This window comes from Sinomonas sp. RB5 (assembly GCF_054063535.1).
This window is the reverse complement of record NZ_JBSSGJ010000009.1, coordinates 123,873-145,899: the sequence shown is the minus strand read 5'-3', so window position 1 is coordinate 145,899 and position 22,027 is coordinate 123,873. Positions and strand designations below refer to the sequence as shown.

General features: G+C 72.4%; 16 protein-coding genes. 2 read left to right on the top strand and 14 right to left on the bottom strand.

Annotated elements, in window-relative coordinates; genetic code table 11:
• Window positions 1-46 precede the first annotated feature (46 nt).
• Window positions 47-2,143, bottom strand: coding sequence for an LGFP repeat-containing protein (locus ACVWWH_RS12360; RefSeq protein WP_457316774.1), 2,097 nt, complete (start codon window positions 2,141-2,143; stop codon window positions 47-49).
• A 341-nt stretch (window positions 2,144-2,484) separates the two neighbouring features.
• Between ACVWWH_RS12360 and ACVWWH_RS12355 the strand changes: the two genes are divergently transcribed.
• Window positions 2,485-3,204, top strand: coding sequence for a nuclease-related domain-containing protein (locus ACVWWH_RS12355; protein WP_457316773.1), 720 nt, complete (start codon window positions 2,485-2,487; stop codon window positions 3,202-3,204).
• Between the two features lie 61 nt (window positions 3,205-3,265).
• Here ACVWWH_RS12355 and ACVWWH_RS12350 read toward each other — a convergent pair whose 3' ends face one another.
• The 4 genes from ACVWWH_RS12350 to ACVWWH_RS12335 form a co-directional block, all read right to left on the bottom strand.
• Window positions 3,266-3,781, bottom strand: a complete 516-nt coding sequence (locus ACVWWH_RS12350; protein WP_218030551.1) for a cupin domain-containing protein — start codon at window positions 3,779-3,781, stop codon at window positions 3,266-3,268.
• Window positions 3,782-3,878: 97 nt separating this feature from the next.
• On the bottom strand, window positions 3,879-6,644 hold the full coding sequence (locus ACVWWH_RS12345; protein WP_457316799.1) for an ATP-binding protein: 2,766 nt from the start codon (window positions 6,642-6,644) through the stop codon (window positions 3,879-3,881).
• 95 nt (window positions 6,645-6,739) lie between these two features.
• Complete coding sequence (locus ACVWWH_RS12340) at window positions 6,740-9,220, bottom strand: PEP/pyruvate-binding domain-containing protein (protein ID WP_457316772.1); 2,481 nt, start codon at window positions 9,218-9,220, stop codon at window positions 6,740-6,742.
• Window positions 9,221-9,228: 8 nt separating this feature from the next.
• Entirely contained in the window at window positions 9,229-9,630 is a 402-nt protein-coding gene (locus ACVWWH_RS12335; protein WP_457316771.1) for a VOC family protein, read from the bottom strand.
• 178 nt (window positions 9,631-9,808) lie between these two features.
• On the opposite strand from ACVWWH_RS12335, the gene ACVWWH_RS12330 reads away from it, so the two are divergent.
• Window positions 9,809-11,107, top strand: coding sequence for an alpha/beta hydrolase (locus ACVWWH_RS12330; RefSeq protein WP_066499202.1), 1,299 nt, complete (start codon window positions 9,809-9,811; stop codon window positions 11,105-11,107).
• A 7-nt stretch (window positions 11,108-11,114) separates the two neighbouring features.
• On the opposite strand, the gene ACVWWH_RS12325 is transcribed toward ACVWWH_RS12330, so the two are convergent.
• From ACVWWH_RS12325 to ACVWWH_RS12285, 9 genes are all read right to left on the bottom strand, one after another.
• The gene (locus ACVWWH_RS12325) at window positions 11,115-11,867 is read right to left on the bottom strand and encodes an alpha/beta fold hydrolase (protein WP_066499200.1); all 753 of its coding nucleotides are present in this window, start codon (window positions 11,865-11,867) and stop codon (window positions 11,115-11,117) included.
• An 82-nt stretch (window positions 11,868-11,949) separates the two neighbouring features.
• Entirely contained in the window at window positions 11,950-12,342 is a 393-nt protein-coding gene (locus tag ACVWWH_RS12320) for a VOC family protein (protein ID WP_066499196.1), read from the bottom strand.
• Window positions 12,343-12,357: 15 nt separating this feature from the next.
• Window positions 12,358-13,065 (bottom strand): response regulator, encoded by a 708-nt coding sequence (locus ACVWWH_RS12315; RefSeq protein WP_457316770.1) that lies wholly within the window; start codon window positions 13,063-13,065, stop codon window positions 12,358-12,360.
• A 1-nt stretch (window position 13,066) separates the two neighbouring features.
• Window positions 13,067-15,598 (bottom strand): DUF4118 domain-containing protein, encoded by a 2,532-nt coding sequence (locus tag ACVWWH_RS12310; protein WP_457316769.1) that lies wholly within the window; start codon window positions 15,596-15,598, stop codon window positions 13,067-13,069.
• Window positions 15,599-15,647: 49 nt separating this feature from the next.
• Window positions 15,648-16,229 carry a K(+)-transporting ATPase subunit C gene (kdpC, locus tag ACVWWH_RS12305; protein WP_066499191.1) on the bottom strand — a complete coding sequence of 194 codons (582 nt, stop codon included), beginning with the start codon at window positions 16,227-16,229 and terminating at the stop codon, window positions 15,648-15,650.
• A gap of 10 nt (window positions 16,230-16,239) precedes the next feature.
• Window positions 16,240-18,363 (bottom strand): potassium-transporting ATPase subunit KdpB, encoded by a 2,124-nt coding sequence (gene kdpB, locus ACVWWH_RS12300; protein WP_457316768.1) that lies wholly within the window; start codon window positions 18,361-18,363, stop codon window positions 16,240-16,242.
• On the bottom strand, window positions 18,360-20,000 hold the full coding sequence (kdpA, locus tag ACVWWH_RS12295; protein WP_457316767.1) for a potassium-transporting ATPase subunit KdpA: 1,641 nt from the start codon (window positions 19,998-20,000) through the stop codon (window positions 18,360-18,362). Before kdpA ends, kdpB begins: the two co-directional genes overlap by 4 nt.
• 3 nt (window positions 20,001-20,003) lie before the next feature.
• Window positions 20,004-20,102 (bottom strand): potassium-transporting ATPase subunit F, encoded by a 99-nt coding sequence (locus ACVWWH_RS12290; protein ID WP_457316766.1) that lies wholly within the window; start codon window positions 20,100-20,102, stop codon window positions 20,004-20,006.
• Between the two features lie 242 nt (window positions 20,103-20,344).
• On the bottom strand, window positions 20,345-21,991 hold the full coding sequence (locus tag ACVWWH_RS12285; protein WP_457316765.1) for a GAF domain-containing protein: 1,647 nt from the start codon (window positions 21,989-21,991) through the stop codon (window positions 20,345-20,347).
• Between the last annotated feature and the right edge of the window lie 36 nt (window positions 21,992-22,027).

Sequence of the window (22,027 nt, the reverse complement as noted above, 5' to 3'; positions counted from 1 at the left end):
CCCCCAATTTCTGTCGAAGAGCGGTGTTTCTGCAGAAGCTCTGTGGCTACGAGACGGTGATGGACCCGTTGGCGTAGGTGATTTTGCCGCCCTGGAAGTTCTGGGCTGTGCCGTTGGGAACGGAGTAGATGTTGCTGGTCGGGTAGCCGAGGCGGCCGTTCTCGAAGCCGAGCTGGCCGTACCGGGTGCGGATCGGTCCGGAGGACGCGTGGGCGCCCGTGGCCGGGGACCAGACGATCGCCCCGCCTTGGTACATCTGGTAGACGCCGCCGCCCTTGAGACCGCCGATCTCGTCGCTGGTGGGGTAGCCCATGATGCCGGTCTCGTAGCCGAGCTGGCTGTAGCGGGTGCGGATGGCGCCGGTGGATTCGTGGGCGCCGGTGGCGGGGGACCAGACGATGGCCCCGCCCTGGTACATCTGGTAGACACCGCCGCTCCACAGGCCGCCTGTCTCCTCGCCGGTGGGGTAGCCCATGGTCCCGTTCTCGTACCCGAGGCGGCCCCACTCGGTGCGGATTCCCCCGAGGGACGCATGCGCTCCGGTGGCGGACCAGACGATGGCTCCGCCCTGGTACAGCTGGTAGATGCCGCCGTCCTTGAGCCCTCCGGCCTCGTCGCTGGTGGGATAGCCGAGGACGCCGTTCTCGTAGCCGAGTTGGGCGTAGCGGGCGCGGATGGCGCCGGTGGAGGTGTGGGCGCCGGTGGCGGGCGACCAGACGATGGCCCCGCCCTCGTACAGCTGGTACACGCCCCCGTCCTTGAGTCCGCTGACCTCGTCGGTGGTGGGGTAGCCGAGGACGCCGCTCTCAGGGAAGCGGATGCCGCCGGACTCTGGGGTGACCGCGAGCCATTCGCTGCGGATCGCACCGCGCGAGGCAATCAGGCTCTTAGTGCCTCTGTAGAGTCCGTAGAAGACGGCGCCGCGCTGGTAGGTGCGGGACTCCCAGCCGTCGGCGGCGATGCTGACGGGGCCCGTGGAGGCGCCGAGCCCCCAGGCGGCCGCCTTCGTGTCCATGGCCTGGCCGTCGTTCGGCGGCAGGACGGTGAAGGGCACGGCCGCTTGGCTGTAGCGGCCGATGGCGTGCAGTCGGGCCGGGCCGATGGGCAGGTCCCGGGGGAGGACATCGGTGGTGTAGGTGAAGGTGCCGTCGGCACGCGCGGTGACCTCGCCGAGCACTAGGCCGTAGGCCGAGGTCTCGGCTTCGAGGTCGACGGAGATTGGCTCTCCGGCTTGGAAGCCCCTGCCTGTCACAGCGAGGGTCGAGCCGAACCCTCCCGAGGTGGGCGAGGAGCTCAGCTCGGCGGTCACGTTCAGGATCACGGTCCGTGTGAGGCTCCCGGGCGAGTTGACCGTCACCCGGTGGTGTCCTTGGTAGGCATTGGCGGGAATGGTGATGTCGGCGGCGAACGTGCCGTCCGCACGCACAGTCGGCGAGCCGACGGGGACGGTGTTCGAGGGGGTGGTGTCGAAGGTGATGGTCGCAGCTGACCCGGGGACGTAGCCGGTGCCGGTCAGGGTGACCGTCGCGCCGGCGGGCGCCCCGTACGGATCGGGCAGGGTGGAGAGGGCCAGCGTGGGTGCCGGGTAGGGCTGGCACGAGGCAGGGAGCGCGCCCTGGTAGTCCGGCACAATCGCGGGGCCGTAGAGGTAGGTGGGGTCGCCGAGGCGGACCAGCCCGGTCGCATCCGTCAGGCCCGCATCGGGGTCGCTCAGCGTGGCGGCTACGGCCAGGCCGGACAGCTGGCAGGAGTAGTCCAGGGTCCAGTCGCCGTAGGTGCGGGTGCGTGCTCCCGTTACGCCGGTGATCGGACTGCCGGCGGAGTCGTGGCACGTCGTCGCCGTGTCGCTGACCGTCGTTGTCGGCCATTGCGACAGCGGCGGCGAGGCGTACGTCGAGGCTCCGATCGTCGTGTTCACCACGCCGTTGGGGTGGTAGCTGACGGAGATGGGGACGCAGCGCGGATCCGTGTAGGTGACGGTGGCACCGAGCGTTACGTGGTACGGGATGGTTCCGGAGCCGTTGGTACTGCCGGGAGAGAGAGTGCCCGTGATGATCCACCAGCTGGGGACGGGATCGGCTGCCGAAGCCGGCGCGGCACCGCCGAGGAGTCCGGCGCCCAGAAGCGCGATTCCAGCGAGCACGGCAAAAAGTGCGCGAATGCGCGCTGACATCGTTTTCAAGAGTCCCCCAGAGCCCCAAGCCGGATCAGTGCGATAAGACCGGCTGGGTAAACGTTAGCCGCCCGAGGTCCAGCCGACAATGCCGCAAATTTCCGCTCGCGAGGTCCTTGCGCCTCGCCAGGGAACGTTAGGCTGACGCTCATCAGAGATGGGGGATCTGTGGCACGCACTCGCAGAGGCACACTCATGGAGAAGGCCAGATCCTTCCCGCGGGGGTCCTCGTCACTATGAAGCAGATGAGACTGCGCTACGCCGGAATATGCCGGCTCTGCGGCACCTCAATTCCGGCCGGCACACAGGCCGTGTACGAGAGCGAAACGAAAACAGTCCGCTGTCTGGAATGTTTAGCGCACGCGGAGAAACCCACGCGGCCGCCACCCGCCCAGTCCGGGGTTGCCGGCGCCTCGGCCCGGCGCGAGTACGAGCGCCGCAAGGCCAAGGACGAGCAGCGGCTCCGCGAGAAATGGGGGCGGCTCGGCGGCCTCGCCGTCGCCCTCTCCGACGAGCGGCAGAGCACCAAGGCCTGGGAGACCGGCGCCGTCGGCGAGGAACGCCTCGGCGCCCGGCTCGATTCCTTCGCCGGCCAGGGAATCGTTGTCCTCCACGACCGCCGCATCCCGGGCTCGAAGGCCAACATCGACCACATCGCCATCACCCCCAGCGGGATCTGGGTCATCGACGCCAAGCGCTACAAGGGCCGCCCCGAGCTCAAGGTCGAGGGCGGCTTCCTGAGGCCGCGCACCGAGACGCTCGTCGTCGGCCGCCGACACTGCACGAAGCTGGTCGACGGGGTGCTGAATCAGATCGACGTCCTGCGTCCCCACCTCCCGGACGTGGCGGTCACGGGCGCGCTCTGCTTCGTCGAGGCCGATTGGCCGCTGATCGGCGGCTTCTTTGCCACGCGCGGCGTCCATGTAGTCTCGCCCCGGCGGCTGGGCAAGCTGCTCACCCGGGAGACCGACGGGGCTATCGACGTCGCCAACGTACGCGACGTCCTCGCCGCGGTCTTCAGGCCTGCCTGAGTCCGGCCCGGCCGCGCCCCTGCGTCACTGCAGCACCTCGACGGTGCCGCGCTCTCCGTGGTCAGGCTGCAGAGATGTCGGCCAGGACCTCCTCAGGGGTGAGCTCGTGGTTGTGCGTGCCGCGGGCGTGCTCGCGGACGGCGGCCACCAGGTGGTCGAGCTGATCGGCGCCTGCGACGCGGAACTCCACCCCGCAGGGGCAGCGCCCTACGTAGCCCGACGCGGCCCCGCCGGTCGCGGCGAAGTCGATGATGGTGCAAGGCTCCTCGCCGACCACCCAGGCGTCGTGGCCGGGGGCGACAACGTGGGCGTCACCGGGGCCGAAGTCGTACTCGCGGCCGTCGTCCATGCGCACGTGGAAGCGTCCGGAGACGACGTAGCCGGTGTGGGACACCTGGCACGAGGCGGTGCCGACAGTGGGGGCGATGTCCCCGGACCAGGTCCATCCCGGCTGGAACACGGCCCGGGCGATGGTAGCGCCCTGGAGGTTCACGACTTCGAGCGTGCCGTGCTCCATGGTGTGCGTCTCATCGGGGGATTCGAGGCTCTTCGCTTCGAAGGCCGTCTGGATGCTCATCTCGGGTTCCCTTCTCGCTGATCTTCCGGTGGATGCATCCAGCGTGCGCTCAGGGATCCGCACGGGCATCGGGAGTACCACGTAGTGCTGGGCCCGGCTACGTGGTCGGTGTCGATGGGGGCTGGCCGCTGGCCAAGCGGGCGACGAGTTCGGTGCGGGATCTGGCACCAGCCTTGCGGAGGAGCGATTCGACGTGCTTCTCGACCGTCCGGGGCGAGAGGCGCAGCTGCGAGGCAATGTCCCGGTTCGGCAGCCCCAAGGAAATCAGCCGGAAGACGTCCGCCTCCCGCGGGGTCACGCCCACGTCGGCCCAGGGGTTCGGCTCGAAGGCCTCGAGGAGTTCGCCGCAGCGGCGGCTCATCCCATCGAGCCCGCGGGCCCCGAAGCGTTCCGGCGCGCCCCGGAGCCACTGGACTGGATCCCCCCAGCCGCCGGCTCGGGCGGTCGGAGCGGCGAGGAGCCGGGCGAGGTCAGCCCAGCCTTCGCAGTTGGTCCACTCCCTGTCGGCCGCTGCTGCCAACTCCTGTGCCCGGTGCGCTTCGCCGCGGCCTCCGGCCAGCACCGCCTCTGCGTAGCCGACGAGCGCGCGGTTCAGGCCGAAGGACACCACATCGAGTCGGCGCGCCTCCTGGACTGCCTCCTGGGCGCGGCGGTCCCCGCAGGCGGCGAGGACGAGGGGCCAGAGCGCCCGCATCGAGGCTGGTTCGGCGTGGGGCAGCCGGGCCAGGATCATGATCCCGTGCCCCCACGGGCCCAAGGCCTCCCGGTCTTTGCCGCTGAGGAGCAGGGCCATCCCGCGCGCACTCCACCCGAAGCCCTCCAGCATCGCATCCTGGGGCGCGGCGGCCCGCGTCAGGGCCGCGTACCTTTCGGTGGACGCAACGTCTGCCCGCATGCTCGCGCTCCCGGCGAGCATGGCGAGCGCCTTCGCACGCACCTGTGCCAGCCCGAGGGGCTCGGCGATCGAGATGGCCGAGGACGCGTGGCGGTCGCACGAGTCGAGGTCCCAGCGGCAGGTGAAGGCGGCGGAGAGCTGCAGATCCAGGACTGCGGCGGTGCTGACCGCTCCCATGTCCGCGGCGGCGCGGCGGGCCTGGAGCAGCAGATCGACGCCTGCATGGTCGAAGAGGTCGATCGTGCCGAGCTCGTGCAGGGCGCGCAGGCGCCACAGCGGAAGGTCGGCGGCGTCTGCGGTGAGCAGTGCAGCTTCGAACGCTTCGCGGGCCGCGGGCAGATCGGCCGAGCGGCGGGCGCGTCCGGGGATCTCGTAGGCGTGGCACCTGATGGCAGGTGCCACGCCGTCGGTGGCGAGCGCCCGTTCGGCGAGCGCCGTCGCGGCCCCGTAGTCGCCTGATGACATCGCGAGGTCGGCCTCGAGCACCGCCGCCCACGCTCCGTGGTCCAGCACGGCCTCGAGGCCGCCCGGATCACGGGCTGCCAGATCGAGGTGATAACGGGCCATCTGCCAGCGGGAGGACGCTACGCCGGCCTGGGCCAGGCGAAGATGAGCCTCCACCCGGAGGTGTGAGGCCTGCGGATCCGTACTGAGTCGGGCGAGGAGGCGGCCGCCTGCCCGAGCGGCTTCGTCGACCCGTCCCGCCAGGGCCAGGGACTCCACGAGATCCAGCTCCGCCCTGGTCCCCGCTGCAGACCCGTCAAGTAGTTCGGCGGCGCGCTGCAGCGCTGCGGCGGCGGTGGACAGCGCTCCCCAGGCGAGTGATTCCCGCCCGGATTCTGCGAGCAGCCTCCCTGCCCGATGGCGGTCGCCGGCCCGCAGCGCCAGCTCCGTGGCCAGCTCGCGACGGCCCTGCCTGGGCCTTTCCGCGCGGTCCAGGGCAGCCAGGGCGGCCCTTGCCAGTTCCCGCTGGCGGGACGGGATGACCCGATCCAGGACGGCTTCGCGGGTGAGGGCGTGGCGGAATGCCATCGACTGGCCCTCCACCGTCATGAGCATGCTGCCCACCGCTGCTTCGAGCGCGCGGACCACTGCGGCCTCGGGCTGGCACGTCATCGCCGGGAGCAGATCCCAGTCGAAGTGGCGCCCGAGGACGGCGGCGGCCTCGACGACCTCTCGCTCGGTCCGGGCGAGCTCGGCGAGGCGGCCCTCGACCGTGGCGGCGAATCCGGCGGGCACGCCCGGTGAGGCGAGGAGGTCCTCGACCAGGAGTGGGATCCCCTCTGACGTCTCCTGTACCCTCGTCGTCGTCTCGGGATCGGCATCGGGGCGACACGCCCGGACCATCTCGGCACACTCGTCCCCGCTCAGGCGCTCCAGCGCCAGGGACACCACGTCCGCGCTGCCCCGCAGCCTTCCAGCCAGCTCCAGCGCGGCCGAGGCCGGGCTGTCCCTCATGGTCAGCACCAGCAGGAGCCGCTGACCCCTGAGATTGCCGGCCAGGTACTCCACGACGGACACGGTCTCGGGGTCCGCCCAATGGAGGTCTTCCAGGACCAGGACAAGGCCCGGGCCGCCGACCCGCTCCACGACCCGCAGCAGCGCCTCGGCGCGAAGATCCGGCGGCACCTCCACGCGCGGTGGGGAGGCGCGCGGGGGCGTCGGCAGCAGCGGCCGCAGCAGCGCGAGCCACGGCCCCAGGGAGCTGTCATCGGGCAGGGGCACCAGACGCGACAATTGCGTGAGTGCTTCGGCAAGGGGGCGGTAGGGAGACGAACCGGATCCCGGCACAGCACGCCCGGTTGCGGTCGACACACCTAGATCCGCGGCCCAGCCGACCGCTTCCCGGACCAGCCGGGACTTTCCGACGCCCGGCTCACCGCGCAGCACCGCACACCGTCCGTCGCCCCGCAGCGCTCCTTCCAGCGCATCTCGGAGCGCGTCCAGCTCGGCCCGGCGGCCGATCACTACAGGGCACCGCGGCTGCCTCACTCCACCAGTGTCGCCACGGGGCTACGGGCGGACAAGCCGCTCGCCCTTCCGCTCCGGGCCGCGCCCCTGCCTCACTGCAGCACCTCGACGGTGCCGCGCTCGCCGTCGACGCGGAGGCGGTCGCCGTCGTGAATCAGCATGGTCGCGTTGCCGGTGCCGACCACGGCGGGGATGCCGAGCTCGCGTGCCACGATCGAGGCGTGCGAGAGCGGCGCGCCCAGGTCCGTCACGACGGCGGCGGCCCGCGGGAACATCGGGGTCCAGCCCACGTTGGTCAGCGTAGTCACGAGGATCTCGCCGGCTCGCAGCCGCGCGCCGTCCTCCGGGCGCGCAATCACCCGGGCGGTGCCCTCCACCACCCCGGGGGCGCCCGGGAAGCCGGTGATGCCCTCCTCGACGGGGACGGTGGCACCGCGGGCGTCGTAGAGGTCGGTGCGCCGCTCCGGGCTCGCGGCCCAGCGCACCGGGTCGAACCGGCCCACGATGAGCCTCGGATAGGGCGGCAGGGCGGCGTACCGCTCATAGGCGGCGCGCCGCGCAGGCACCCTGGCGAGCGCGGCGGCGTTCCCATCGAGCACGTCGAGGAGTTCCTCGAGGTAGAGGTGCCAGAGGTCGTCGCCGCGGCCCGTGAGCTCGCCGGCCCGCAGCACAAACTCGCGCACCACCCAGAACGTGCGCACCGACTCCGAGCGGGTGGCCTCGCGGTCGCGGACAATCCCGTTCCAGCGGCGCACCTGCTCGCGCAGCGCGGCCTCCCGGCGCGGGTAGCGCGCGGCGAAGCGCTGCCACGCCGCGTCCCGGGCCTGCCGCTGGCGGGCGAGCAGGGCGTCCGTGCTGAGCTGGAGGTCGTGGAGGCCAGCGAGCTGGGCGTCGATCCAGCCGGGGTCCTCGCCCGGCCGCGGCGCCGAGAGCTCGCACTCGTGCGGGCCGCGGTGCCCATACTCCCGGGCGAACTCGTCTCGTCCGATCTCGCCGCGGGCCAGCCGCGTCAGGCCGACCAGCAGGCCGAGGCTGGCCAGCCCGCCGTCGGCATTGACCCCGGTCAGCATCGCCTCGGCGTCCGTGCTGCCCATGAGCTTGCGCAGCCGCTCCCGCGTGTAGAGCAGCGTCCCGCCACCCTGCCGGCCCGCGGCCTCGAGCATCCGGGCTGCCGTGACGAAGAGCGGCCCGATCTCCTCCCGGTACAGGGCGGCCAGCTCGGCGGCCGTGCCGGAGGCGACGATGCGGGCGCGCAGGTCGGTACAGCGGCCGCGCGACTCGGCCAGGAACGGGCGCATCTGGACGAGGTTGGCGCGGGCCCGGCGCCGCACCCGGATCGCCCCGGGCACCATGCGCTTCAAGGTGGGCCAGTCGAGGACCTTCACGGTCGGCACGTCGAGGCCCTCCGGGATGCGCCCGAACACGTTGGCGACCGTGCTGGCCCAGCCCTTCACGTGCAGGGCCTTTACCATGGAGTAGATGGGGGTCAGGTTGAGGTAGAACCGGCCGCCGATGTTGCCCACGAGGTCGAAGCCGGGGATGGCCGAGGCGGACATGGCCTCGTGGATGAAGAGCTTCACGAAGGACCAGGTGATCGGGGTCATGACGTCCGGGATCGCCTCCCCGAGATTCCCGCAGGTCCACAGGTACTCGCCCTTGGCAGTGTCGTTCCATTCCCCGAGCGCCGGGCCGAGCACGGTGATGGGCCGGGCCTGGACGATCGCGAACTGCCCCGCGCGGCGCACCCACTCGACGTCCATCGGCACCCCGTAGAGGTCCCGCACCCGCGCCCCGAGCGCGGCCAGCTCGAGCGCCTGCGGGGGAGAGAGGACGGCCTCGCGGCGCCGCTCCGCCGGCACGGGCCGCTCCTCGGTCCCGTGCGCGGAGCGCACGGTCATGACGGCCTTGTCGCCGATCGTGGCGTCCGCCACGGCGCCGCGGCGGACGACGACGCTGTCCGGGATGACCTGGCCTCCGACCACCGACTCGCCCAGCCCCCACGAGGCGTTGATGAGGGTCTCCTCCTCGCTGCCGGTCACGGGGTCCGCGGTGAACAGCACCCCGGACGCGTCCGCGTCGACGAGCTCCTGCACCACGACGGCCAGCGCCACCGCGTCGTGGGGCACCCCGTGCTGGTCGCGGTAGGCCACGGCGCGAGGGTTCCACAGCGAGGCCCAGCACTTCCGCACGGCCGCGAGCAGGGCCCCGCCGCGGACGTTGAGGTAGGAGTCCTGCTGCCCGGCGAAGGACATCCCGGGCAGGTCCTCGGCCGTGGCCGAGGAGCGCACCGCGACCGGGACGTCCTCGCCGAGGCTGCCGTAGGCGGCCCGGATCTCCTCGGCGAGCCCGGCTGGCAGCGGGTGTTCGGCGAACAGCGCCGCCGTGCGGTGCGGGTCGCCGGGGTCGATCTGGTCGCGGAAGCCCGCGACGAACGCCCGGTAGGCCGCCGTGGTCACGCAGAACCCGCTGGGCACCGGGAGCCCGGCGCGGGCCATCCGGGCCAGCGAGGCGCCCTTGCCGCCGGCCGTCTCCAGATCGGCCGTCGGGTCGTCGAGAGGCAGGACCAGGTCCACCGGTGCGCCTACGAGGGCTCGAAGCCGATCAGCCAGTGGAGGCCGAACCGGTCCACAACCTGCCCGTCCGAGGCGCCCCACGGACGCTCCTCCAGCGCCTCGACCACGCAGCCGCCCTCGGCCAGGCCGTCGAACCAGGCCCGCAGCGTCGGCTCGTCCGCCGTCCCCAGGAGCGAGAGCATGAGGCCCTCCGTCCGCACGCCCGGGACCCCGGCGTCGGCGTCGGCACCGCACAGGTGGACGACGCCGGTCAGCTCGCCGTGGGCGATCGCCTCGCCCGGCTCGTCGGTGCGGCCGAACTGGGCGCGCGTGTAGAGGGCGAGGTCGCCGCCGAAGACGCCGTGGTAGAAGCCGAGGGCCTCGCGGGCGTTGCCGGGGAACAGGACGTAGGGCACGGGAGCGGCTGACATACGCCACAGGCTAGGCCCCGTGCGGCCGGCGGGACAGCCCCGGCGCGGCGAGGCGCCGCCGTCGTCTGCGGGAACGCGGCGGCCGCCGGGTCGGATGCCCCCCGGTAACGCCCGGGCAACGTGCCGTCGGATTCACTCGTGACCACCACCGCGGGGGCCCAGGAGGGAAGGACAGCCCATGGGACCGCTCAGCGCGCTGGACCTGGTGGAGGGCCCCGTGCCGACGGTGGCCGTCTTGCTCGCGATCCCGGCCGGTGTCTTCCTCCTGGCACGCAGATGGCGCCGAGGGGCGCTGGTCCCGCTGCTGGCTGCCCTCCTCGCGGGAGGCACGGCGTGGGCCGTGGGGCAGTGGACGGTCGCCTCGGGCCTGAGCACGCATCCGCTGCCCCTGCCGGTGCTGGCCTGGATTGCCGCAGCGGCGTGTGCCCTCATCCTCGCGGGCGCTGGGCTCCGCGGCGGGCGTTGGCCCCGTCGCGTTCTGGCTCCCGTTGCGGCAACCCTCGTCCTGGCCGCTGCGTCCCTCCAGGTCAACGCGTACTACGGCTTCTACCGCACCCTCGGAGACGTCACCGGGGCCAGCACTGCGGATATCGCCCCGCTGACGAACGCCTCCCACGAGGGCGAGTCTGCGTCGAGCCCACCCTTGGCCTTGGCCCGATGGGCGCCGCCGCCGGACATGCCCGAGCACGGCCGGGTCAAGTCCGCGCACATCCGGGGCATGGTCTCGGGCTTCACCGCCCGGAGGGCCTACATCTACCTGCCCCCCGCGCACAGCGTCCCGCGGCACCCGGTGCTGCCCGTGCTCGTGCTCATCTCGGGCCAGCCCGGCTCGCCGTCCGACTGGCTCACGGCCGGCCGCCTCCAGCCCGTGCTCGACGCCTTCGCGGCGGCCCACCGGGGACTGGCCCCCATCACGGTCGTGGTCGACGCCAACGGCACGGCTACCGCCAACACCATGTGCATGGACTCGCGGATCGCCCGCGCCGACACCTACCTCGCCACGGATGTCCCGGCGTGGATCGCCGCCAATCTGGACGCCACCACCGACCATGAACGCTGGGCGATCGGGGGCTTCTCCTTCGGCGGCACCTGCGCCATCCAGATGGCCACCCTCCATCCGGGCACCTATTCCAATGCCCTCGATTTCAGCGGTGAGGCCGAACCCGCCCTCGGCCCCAGCCGGGCCGCGACTATCCAGGAGTCCTTCGCCGGGGATACCGCTGCTTTCGACGCCCGCACGCCCCTCCACCAGCTCAAGAAGCGCCACTACCACCACAGCTGGGCCTATTTCGCTGCAGGCGCCGAGGACTCCGAGTTCACCGCCTGCATGCACAGGGTCGCCACCGCGGCCACCGGTGCCGGAATGACCGTCCAGGCCGAGAGCATTCCGGCGGTGGGCCACTCGTGGCGGGTGGCTTCCGCCGCCTTGGGGCCGGCCTTGGACTGGCTCAGCCGCCGGCTCGCGCTCGCCCCTTGAGGTCCGGCTAAGAGCCCACCGGCGCGGCGGCATGCTCGAGCAGCAGCCGCGCCACCTGGTCCGCGTCCCGGTACATGAGCGAGTGCGGGGCGCCCGGGATCACGGCGGTGCGCGCGTGCGGCGCCGCGCGCTCGAGCGCCCGCGACCACGAGGGCGGAGAGGTGGGGTCCTTCTCGCCGGCGATGAGCAGGAGGTCCGCCTCGACGTGGCTGATGCGCTCCTCCATGCGGTGGGCCATCATCTCGCCGAGGGTGAGGGCCCACCAGCGCGGACCGCACAGGGCGTAGTCCCTGGCGAGGATCGCCTTGAGGCCCCACGGCTCGATGAGCCCGTCCTGGAAGAGGCGGAGCGCCTGGCGGGGCACCGTGCGCTCGCGCTCGTTGACGGTGGGGGCCAGGAGCGCGGCCTTGCGTACGTCTGGCCGCTGGAGCGCCATCTCCACGACTACCTGGGTGCCCATCGAGTGCCCCACGAGCATGGGGCTCTCGCCGCACATGCGCTCGAGGACCCGCCAGGTGGCCCGGGCGAACTCGCCCATCGACAGGGGGCGCTTGGGCTCGAGCTTCTTGCCGTGGCCGGGCAGCTCGATGACGTGGACCCGGCCGGCGGCGGAGAGCCGCTCGGCGAGCGGGCGGAAGTAGGCGGCGGAGGCGCCGATCCCGTGGACCAGGACGAACTCGCCGGGGCCCTTGCCCGCGCCGCGGATGCGGAAGGCGCCGGGGCCGGCGAATTCGAACAGCTCGCCGAACGGCTTGGGCACGGGCGCTCCTTCCGGGTCAGGGCCCGGTCATAGTACCCGTCGCAGCTGGGGGAGTCCCCCAGCCTGGGCCCGGGGCGGCGGATCACTCCCGGCGGGCGGCCCTCACCGCGGGAGGCGTGGCGCCCTGGAGGACCCAACGGTTGCCGTCGGGGTCGACCAGGTGTGCGAACTGCACGCCGCCCATGTCCTGGACCTCGCTGACCTCAGCGCCGCGGCGGAGGAGCTCCGCGCGGACCGCCGCGAGGTCCGGCACCACGAGCTGCAGTCCTTCGAGGCTGCCGGGGACCATGCCGGTCATGCCCGTGCCGATGACGATCGAGGCCGCGGAGCCGGGCGGTGTCAGCTGCACGACCCGCATGCCCGGGATGTGCTCCACATCGTGGTCGAGGACGAAGCCGAGCTTCTCGACGTAGAACGCCTTGGACCGCTCGACGTCCGCGACCGGCACCTGCACCACTTCGAGACGCATCTCCATAGTGCAACGGTATCCTCACCGGTCCTCGGACGGCCTCTCGCCCGCCGCCGGCACCTCGAAGCGGTACCCACGCCCGGCCTCGGTGATGAGGTGGCGGGGGTGGGCCGGGTCGGTCTCAAGCTTGCGGCGCAGCTGGCCCATGTAGACGCGCAGGTACTGCGTCTCCTCCGTGTAGGCCGGCCCCCAGACCGTCTGGAGCAGCTGCCGCTGGGTGACGAGCCGGCCCCGGTGGGCCACGAGCATCTGCAGGACGCCCCACTCGCGCGGGGTGAGGTGCACGCGCTCGCCGGCCCGGGTCACGGTCGCCGCACCGAGGTCGATCACGAGGTCGCCGGCGTCCACCACCCCGGCGGGGGAGGGGTGGGCGGAGCGACGCTCGACGGCGCGCAGCCGGGCGAGCAGCTCGTCGAGCCCGAACGGCTTGGTCACGTAGTCGTCCGCCCCGGCGTCCAGCGCCTCCACCTTGTCCGCGGAGCCATGCCGGGCGGAGAGGACCACGATCGGCATGTCGGACCACCCCCGGATCCCGCGGATCACCTCGGCCCCGTCGAGGTCCGGAAGGCCCAGGTCCAGCACGAGTACGTCCGGCGGTCGCGAGGCGGCCAGGCGCAGGGCCTCGGTCCCGTTCGCCGCGACCGTCACGCTGTAGCCCTCGGCGCGCAGGTTGATCTGCAGGGCGCGCAGCAGCTGCGGCTCGTCGTCGACCACGAGCACCCTCTTCACCTCAGTCCCCTTCCTCGTCGTGCGGCCCCGCGTAGAGGGGCATACGGATCACCATCGTCAGCCCGCCGCCCGGGGTCGGCTCCGCGGCGAGCACCCCGCCCATCGCCTCGACGAAGCCCTTCGCGACCGCGAGCCCCAGGCCGATCCCTGGCCCCTTCCCCTCGTCGCCGAGCCGCTGGAACGGCTGGAACATGGCCATGACGCGCTCGGGGGGCACGCCGGTGCCGTGGTCCACCACGCGCAGCTCGCTCACCGGGCGGTCCCCGATGCCGGGGGCGAGCAGACCCCCCGCCGTCGCGACTACCACGATGTCGCTGCCCGGGGCGTACTTGAGGGCGTTCTCCACCACGTTCGCCAGCGCCCGCTCGAGGAGGCCGCGGTCGGCATCGATTGCGGGGAGGTTCGGCGCAAGGTCCACCCGCACCGCCCCGGCCGGGAACTCCGCCAGCACCTCCGCCACGACCTCCCGCCAGGCGACCGGCTCGTGGAGCACGGACAAGGCCTCGCTGTCGATCCGGGACATGTCCAGCAGGTTCGCCACGAGGCTGTCGAGACGGCCGGCGTAGGAGCCGATGGCGGCGAGCATCTCCGCGCGCTCCTCGGCGCTCATCGCGGCGGACTGCCGCTCGAGGGCCGTCACGGCGAGGCGGATGCCCGCGAGCGGGGTGCGCAGGTCATGCGAGACGGCCCGCAGGATCGAGGTTCGGATCCGGTTGGCCTCGCCGAGCCGGACCGTCTCGCGCAGGCTCGTGGCGAGCTCTTGGCGCTCGAGCAGGGCCGCCAGGTGCGCCTCGAACGCGGCCAGCAGGCGCCGCTCGCCGCCGCTGAGCGGCCGGCCGCGCCACGCGAGGGTGAGCCCGGGGCCGATCCGGTCCGCCCCGTCCGCGCCGTCCGGGTCTGGCGGGGCACCCGGGCCGGCATCCGCGCGGACCGTCCACCCGCCGTCGTCCGCCGCCAGCAGGCTCACCGACGCGAGCTGGAACTCGTGCCGCAGCTGCTCGAGGAAGTCCGCCGGGCCCTGGTCCCGGGCCAGCGAGCCGCGGGCGAGCTCGGTGAGCGTGCCCGCCTCCGCCCGCGCCACGGCGGCGTCCCGGGAGCGGCGCGAGGAGACCCCAACCACCAGGGAGAACGCGACGGCAACCGCGAGGAATACGGCCAGGGCGAAGAAGTTCTGCGGGTCGGCGATCGTGAGGTTCCCCACCGGCGGGGTGACGAAGTAGTTGAGCAGGAGGGAGTCGAAGACCGCGGCGACCACCGCCGGCCACAGCCCCCCGATGAACGCCACAAGAACGACCGCGCACAGGTGCGCGAGCGCCTGCGTGGTGAGGTTGATCTCGGGGAACGGTGCGAGCGCCGCGGTCATCGCGATCGGCACGGCGAACGCGAGCACGTACCCGGCGACCGTGCGCGGACGCCCCAGCAACGGGGTCAGCCTGCGCCGGGGCGCCCGCCCGGCGAGGGAGTGGGTGACCATGTGCACGTCGATCTCGCCGGAGTCGCGCACGACGGCGGCCCCCACCCCGCCGCGGCCGAGGAGCTGCTGGAGGCGGGTGTGGCGCGAGACGCCCACCACGATCTGGGTCGCGTTGACGCTGCGGGCGAAGTCGAGCAGGCTCGCGGCGATGTCGTCCCCCGCGAGCTGTTGGAAGCTGCCGCCCAGGCCCTCCACGAGGCTCCGCTGGGCGGCCAGGTCCTGCTCGGATCCCTCCGCGAGGCCGTCCGGGGTGCGCACGTGGACGGCGAGGAGGTCGCCTCCGCTCACCCGCGAAAGGATCCGGGCCGCGCGGCGGATGAGCGCCTCGCCCTCCGGACCGCCGGTGAGGGCGACGACGACCCTCTCCCGGGCAGGCCACGTGTCCTCGATGTGGTGCCGCTCGCGGTAGGCCGCCAGGCCCTCCTCGACGCGGTCGGCGAGCCAGATGAGGGCGATCTCCCGCAGGGCCGCGAGGTTGCCGAGGCGGAAGTAGTTGGCCAGGGCGGCGTCGATCTTGTCCGAGGCGTAGACGAGGCCCGAGCCGAGCCGCTGGCGCAGCAGCTCGGGCGGGATGTCCACGAGCTCGATCTGGTCCGCGGCCCGCACGATCGCGTCCGGGATGACCTCCTGCTGCCGGGTGCCCGTGATCGACTCGACCACATCGTTGAGCGAGGCCAGGTGCTGGACGTTGACGGTGGTGAGGACGTCGATCCCCGCCGCGAGGAGCTCGTCCACGTCCTCCCACCGCTTCGCGTGCCGGCTGCCCGGGGCGTTGGTGTGGGCGTACTCGTCCACGAGGACGGTGTGCGGGGCCCGCTCGAGGACGGCGTCCACGTCCATCTCCGGCAGGCTCGTGCCCCGGTACTCGACGCTCCGCAGCGGCACCTGCTCGAGCCCCGCGGTGAGCGCCGCCGTCTGCTCCCGGCCGTGGTCCATGACGACCCCGACCACCACGTCGGTGCCGGCGGCGGCGAGGCGGTGGGCCTCCTCGAGCATCGCGTACGTCTTCCCGACCCCGGGCGCCGCGCCGAGGAAGATGCGGAGGCTGCCGCGGTCCATGCTCCCGATTCTTCTATGTCTTCCGGCCCGACCGCAGCATCCTCGCGCGCTACGTGAGCCGCGCGGCGAGGGCGAGGTTGAGCGTGGTGGTGTTCACGGCCGGCTGGCCGAGCAGCCCGAGGGCCGGGGTGGTGGTGGCTTCCGCGATGAGCTGCTGCACCGCAGCGGTGCTGAGCCCGGTGGCGCGCACCACGCGGGGGAGCTGCAGCTGGGCGTAGGCCGGGGAGATGTCCGGGTCCAGTCCGCTCGCCGAGGCGGTGACGGCGTCGAGCGGGACGGCCGACGCCGGCACCCCCTCCCGCGCCGCAACCGCGGCACGGGCCTGGGCTGCTGCCTTCGCCAGGGCCGGATCGGAGGGGCCGAGGTTCGAGGCGCCGGAGGCCGCCGGGTCCCACTTCACCGCGGAGGGCCGCGGGAAGAAGAGCCGGCTCTCCTTCTCGGGCACGGCCTGGGCGAGGAGCGCCGAGGCGGCCGGCTGGCCTCCGAGCCGGGCGATCGAGCCGTTGGCCTGGGCCGGTGCCACCGCCTGGCCGGCGCCGACCACCGCGAGCGGGTAGAGCACGCCGAGCAGCACCGTGGCCACAGCCAGGAACCGGAAGGACGTGCCGAGCTGTCTGAGGTAGGCGTTCACCTGGGTCCTCCTAGTGCAGCCCCGGCACGACGGCCAGGAGCAGGTCGATGATCTTGATGCCGATGAAGGGGGCGATGATGCCGCCCACGCCGTAGACGAGCAGGTTCCGGCGCAGGGCCTGCTGGGCGCTCACCGCCCGGTAGCGCACCCCGCGCAGGGCGAGCGGCACGAGCAGCACAATGATGACCGCGTTGAAGACGACCGCGGCGAGGATGGCGCTCTTCGGGCTGGCCAGGCCCATGATGTTCAGCACGCCCAGCCCGGGGAATGCTGCCACGAACAGGGCCGGGATGATCGCGAAGTACTTCGCGACGTCATTGGCCACCGAGAAGGTGGTCAGCGATCCGCGGGTGATGAGCAGCTGCTTGCCGATCGCCACGACGTCGATGAGCTTGGTCGGGTCCGAGTCGAGGTCCACCATGTTGGCGGCCTCCTTGGCCGCCTGGGTCCCGGAGTTCATCGCGACGCCCACGTCCGCGGCCGCGAGGGCCGGCGCGTCGTTGGTGCCGTCGCCGGTCATGGCCACGAGCTGGCCGGCCTTCTGCTCGGCCCTGATGCGGGTGAGCTTGTCCTCGGGCGTGGCCTCCGCCAGATAGTCGTCCACGCCGGCCTCCCGGGCGATCGCGGCGGCGGTGAGCCGGTTGTCGCCGGTGATCATGACGGTCCGGATGCCCATCCGGCGCAGGGCGGCGAAGCGGTCGGCGATGCCGGGCTTGACCACGTCGGCGAGGTGGACGGTGCCCAGCACACGGGGCCGCCCGCCGTCGTCCATCGCCACCACGAGCGGGGTGCCGCCGCCGCCCGCGATCGAATCGACGTCGTCGCGCACCCCGGGCGGCAGGTCGCCGCCGAGCTCGCGGACCCAGCGCGCCACCGCGGAGGCGGCGCCCTTGCGGTAGCGGCGGGGGCCGTCGTCGAGGCCGCTCATGCGGGTCATGGCCGTGAACTCCACGGCGATCACCTGGCCGCCGCGCCGGTGGTGGAGCTCGTCAAGGGTCGGGCCGGCTGCGCCGCGCTCGGCGGCGAGGTCCACGATCGAGCGGCCCTCCGGGGTCTCGTCCGCGAGGGAGGACAGCCGCGCGGCCTCGATGAACTCTCCCACGGGCACGCCCGGGGCGGGGAGGAAGTCCACGGCGCGGCGGTTGCCGAAGGTGATGGTGCCGGTCTTGTCCAGCAGGAGCGTGGTGATGTCCCCGGCGGTCTCCACGGCTCGGCCGCTCGTGGCGAGCACATTGTGCCGGACCAGCCGGTCCATCCCCGCGATGCCGATGGCGGGCACGAGCGCGCCGATCGTGGTGGGGATCAGGCACACGAGCAGGGCCACGAGGACCACGGGGGAGGGGACCGCGCCGGCGAGGTTGGCGAACGGCACGAGGGCTACGGTGACGACGAGGAACACGATGGTCAGGGCGACCAGGAGCACGTGGAGGGCGATCTCGTTCGGGGTCTTCTGCCGCTCGGCGCCCTCGACGAGGGCGATCATGCGGTCGATGAACGTCTGCCCGGGGTCCGCGGTGATCCGGACGACGATGCGGTCCGAGATGACCTTGGTCCCGCCCGTCACCGCCGAGCGGTCGCCGCCGGACTCGCGGATCACCGGGGCGGACTCGCCCGTGATCGCGGACTCGTCGACCATCGCGAGGCCCTCGGTGATCTCCCCGTCGGAGGGGATCACGTCCCCTGCCTCGCAGACCACGAGGTCTCCCTTGCGCAGGTCCGGGGCGGGGACGGCCTTTTCGGCCGGGCCACGGAGCCGGCGGGCGATGAGCCCCTCGCGTCCGGTGCGCAGGCTGTCCGCCTGGGCCTTGCCGCGGCCCTCGGCGAGGGCCTCGGAGAAGTTCGCGAACAGCACCGTCAGCAGCAGCCAGAGCGTGACAACGATGCTGAACACAGTGTCGGGGCTCGCCTGGACGATCTGCACCACGCAGGCGGCGGCGGAGGCCACGGTGCCGATGAGCACCGTGAACATGACCGGCGAGTGGCGCATCTCCCGCGGGTCCAGTTTGGTGAAGGACTCGGGGACCGCGGCGAGGATGAGGCGCCGGTCGAACGCCCTGCGGCGCTTGTAGGCGTGCCCGGACAGCTCCGTGACGCGCGCTGAGGGGGTGTGGACCGGGGTCTGGGTAGTGGTCATCGGATGGTTCCCTCTGCGATGGGTCCCAGCGCCAGGGCCGGGAAGTAGTTCAGGGCCGTGAACAGGACGGTGACGGTGCCCAGCAGGCCCGCGAAGAGCGGCCCGTAGGTGGCCAGCGTCCCGGGCGAGGGCGGGATCGGCTCCTGCCTGGCGAAGGACCCGGCCAGGGCGAGGACCAGGACCATGGGCAGCACACGCCCGACCCACATGGCCACGTCCATGAGCGTGGAGAAGAGCGGGTCCGAGGCATTCAGGCCGGCGAAGGTCGAGCCGTTGTTGTTCGCCCCCGAGGTGAAGGCGTAGAGCAGCTCGCTGAACTGGTGCGGGCCCTGGGCAGGGGCGGCGGCCACCACGGAGGGGACGAGGACCGCGGCGCCGGTGAGCACGAGCACGATGACCGGGGTCACCAGCAGGTACAGGGCCGCGAGGGTCATGTGCCGGGCCTGGACCTTCTTGCCCAGGTACTCCGGCGTGCGGCCCACCATGAGGCCGCCGAGGAAGACCGCGACGACGGCCAGGACGAGCATGCCGTACAGGCCCGAGCCGACCCCGCCCGGTGCGACCTCGCCGAGCATCATGTCGAACATCGCCATGCCGCCGGCCAGGGGCGGGAGCGAGTCGTGTGCGGCGTCCACCGCGCCGGTCGAAGTCAGGGTCGTGGCGGTGGCGAAGATCCCGCTCGCGGCCGGCCCGAAGCGCTGCTCCAGGCCCTCCCCGAGGGTCGGCCAGGCGGCCACGGCCCAGGCCATGAGCCCCGTCGCGAGGAGCCACAGCGAGCCCATGACCGTCAGGACAGTGTAGCCCTGCCTCCGGCTCCCGATCAGGCGCCCGAAGGTGTACGGGAGCGAGAACGGGATCGCGAGGAGCAGGAAGACCTCGAAGACGTTCGTGAACGCGGTGGGGTTCTCGAAGGGATGGGCCGAGTTCGCGTTGAAGTAGCCGCCCCCGTTGGTGCCGAGTTCCTTGATGGCCTCCTGGCTCGCCACGGGTCCGGCCGGGATGGTCTGTGCCGTGCCGGTGAGCGTGTTGTGCACCTCGGTGGGCCAGAAGTCCTGGACCACGCCGGCGACGACGAGCACGAGGGCGGCGCCCACCGCGAGGGGTAACAGGACCCGGACCGTGATCCGCGTCAGGTCCACCCAGAAGTTCCCGAGCGAATCGGCACCCTTCCGGACGAAGCCGCGCACGAGCGCGAAGGCCACGGCGATCCCTGCCGCCGCCGAGACGAAGTTCTGCACGGCGAGGAAGGCCATCTGCACCACGGGCCCGAGGGTGGACTCCGGAGCGTAGGCCTGCCAGTTCGTGTTCGTGACGAAGGAGACTGCGGTGTTCATCGCGACCCACGGGTCCACGCCGGCCAGCTGGGCACCGGAGAGCAGCGGCTGGAGGCGCTCGGCGGCGTAGAGCAGGGCCACGCCGGCCGCCGAGAAGGCCACGACGCTGCGCGCGTAGGCCCTCCATGTCTGCTCGCTCTCCGGGGCGACCCCGGAGGCCCGGTAGATCCACCGCTCGAGCCGGAGGTGGCGCGGGCTGTCCGCGACCGCGGCGAGGTAGGCGCCCAGAGGCCGGTGCACCGCAGCGAGCGCGACAGCCAGGACCGCCACCAGGGTGAGGAAGGTCAGGATGCTGAACTGCACCGCCTACCTCCCGCCCGGCCGGAACAGCTGGTCCAGGAGGTAGACGCACAGGCCCAGGGCCAGCAGGCCCAGCAGCGTCCACGAGACGATGGCGCCGCTCACGTCCTGTCCACCAGCTTCGCGAGCGCGGACACGGACCACGCCATGAGGCCCGCGAGCACCAGAAAGATCGCCACGACGGCCAGATCGGCCATGACAATGCCCCTTCCGCAGGCCGCACCTTGCGGCCTTGCGGCACCAGTGAAACCCCGCGCCCAAGGCCCGGAAGGGGTCCTTGACCCTTTCCTGACGCCTTCTGCCCGGTTCTTTGCGGGCCCTTTACAGCGGGTCGGCACCCGCGGAAGCTACTCGGGGATGGTGGACCAGATGACCTTCGTCCCATGGCCCGGGCTGCTCTCGATGCTGCTGGTCCCGCCCAGGGAAGCTGCCCTGCGCCGGATGTTGGCCAGCCCGCTGGTCCGGTCCGGGCTGGTGAATCCCTGCCCGTCGTCCTCGACGACCACCCTCACCCCGGCCTCGGCCACCGTGATGGCCACGGTCACGTGGTCTGCGCCGGAGTGCTTCGCGGCGTTGCTCACCGCTTCGGTCACCACCGCGAGGATCTGGCGGGCAATGGGGGAGGGGAGGCTGCCCATGCGGCCTTCGACATTGACTGTCGGGGTGATTGAGCTGTCCCGCAGGGGTTCGTGGACGGCCTTGAACAGCGCCTGGCCCAGGTCTTCCCGGCCGCTGTGCTGGGCCTGGAGCGAGTAGATGGTGGAGCGGAGCTCGCGGATGCTGTCGTCGAGCTCCTCGGTCAGCCTGTCGATGCGGGCCTCGGCGGCGGCCCCGGTGGTGAAGTGGCGAAGGCTCTGCACGCTCAGGCCGGCCGCGAAGAGACGCTGGATGACCAGATCGTGCAGGTCCTGCGCGATCCGGTCGCGGTCTACGGAGAGCAGGGCCTCTTCGCGCTGCCGGTGGGCGACGTTGAGCTCGAGGGCCAGCCCCACGTGGGAGCCGAAGGCGGCCCCGTAGTCATGGTCCGCCTGGGAGAAGGCCCTCCCGCCGGCCTGGTGAGCCAGCAGCAGCAGCATGTTGTCCTCGGCGGGGCGGTGGCCCAGCGGGATCGCCAGAACCTGCCCGAGCTTTTCCGCGGCCCCCGGGCCGAAGACCTCCTCGGGGTCGCGCAGCACGGCTGGACGGGACTCCTCGGCCGCGTTACGCAGGGTCTCGGAGAGGCGGAGGCCCTCGCCGGAGGTCAGTGCCACGGCGCCGACGGCGGCCCTGACCCTGAGCGCCCCGTCCTCGGAGTGGGCGATGACGGCGAGGAGGCAGTCGGAGGCCGCCAGAGCGTGCTCGGCGACGAGGGCGAGGTCGTCCGTGGAGGTGGGGGAGTTCTCCATGATGAGGGATTCGGAGGTCTCGATGCCGGCCTCGAGCCAGTGCTGGCTCCGGCGGCTCTCCTCGTAGAGGCGGGCGTTCTGGATCGCCACGCCGGCGGCGGCGGCCAGGGTGGAGGCCAGCTCCTCGTCCTCGGCCGTGAAGGCCTCCCCGTCCGCCTTCTCAATGAGGTAGAGGTTCCCGAAGGCAGTGTCCCGGACCCGGATCGGGACGCCGAGGAAGTGCAGTGGCGGCTCGTCCTCGGGCGTGCCGTCGGCGAGCGGGTGCTGCCCCAGGTCCCTGAGCCGGTCGGGCTGGGCGTCCCCCACGGGCTCGTTGAGGGCACCGTGCCCGATCAGGCGGGCGGCGTCCTCGTCCGGGCCCACCGTGATGAAGTCGCTGAGCACGCCCCTGTCGTCGATCACGCCGATGGCCGCCGAGCGTGCCCCCACGATGTCCGCCGCGGACTCCGCCACGCTCTCGAGCACGGACGGCAGGCTGAGGTCCTCGGTCATCGACACGATCGCGCCCATGAGGTTGTTCATATGGCCCTGGACGCGCAGCAGCTCCTGGGCCCGCTCGACGAAGTCACTGAGCAGCTCTTGGGCCTTCCGAGGCCACCGGTGCGGCATGGACGCGTCCTCCTCGACACGGGATACATCGGTCCG

What these genes read in the sequence shown, in the direction of transcription:
- ACVWWH_RS12350 (WP_218030551.1), bottom strand. Translation starts at nt 3,781, where the DNA reads ATGAGCATCCAGACGGCCTTCGAAGCGAAGAGCCTCGAATCCCCCGAT.
- ACVWWH_RS12330 (WP_066499202.1), top strand. Translation starts at nt 9,809, where the DNA reads ATGGGACCGCTCAGCGCGCTGGACCTGGTGGAGGGCCCCGTGCCGACG.
- kdpB (WP_457316768.1), bottom strand. Translation starts at nt 18,363, where the DNA reads ATGACCACTACCCAGACCCCGGTCCACACCCCCTCAGCGCGCGTCACG.
- ACVWWH_RS12335 (WP_457316771.1), bottom strand. Translation starts at nt 9,630, where the DNA reads ATGTCAGCCGCTCCCGTGCCCTACGTCCTGTTCCCCGGCAACGCCCGC.
- ACVWWH_RS12320 (WP_066499196.1), bottom strand. Translation starts at nt 12,342, where the DNA reads ATGGAGATGCGTCTCGAAGTGGTGCAGGTGCCGGTCGCGGACGTCGAG.
- ACVWWH_RS12310 (WP_457316769.1), bottom strand. Translation starts at nt 15,598, where the DNA reads ATGGACCGCGGCAGCCTCCGCATCTTCCTCGGCGCGGCGCCCGGGGTC.
- ACVWWH_RS12285 (WP_457316765.1), bottom strand. Translation starts at nt 21,991, where the DNA reads ATGCCGCACCGGTGGCCTCGGAAGGCCCAAGAGCTGCTCAGTGACTTC.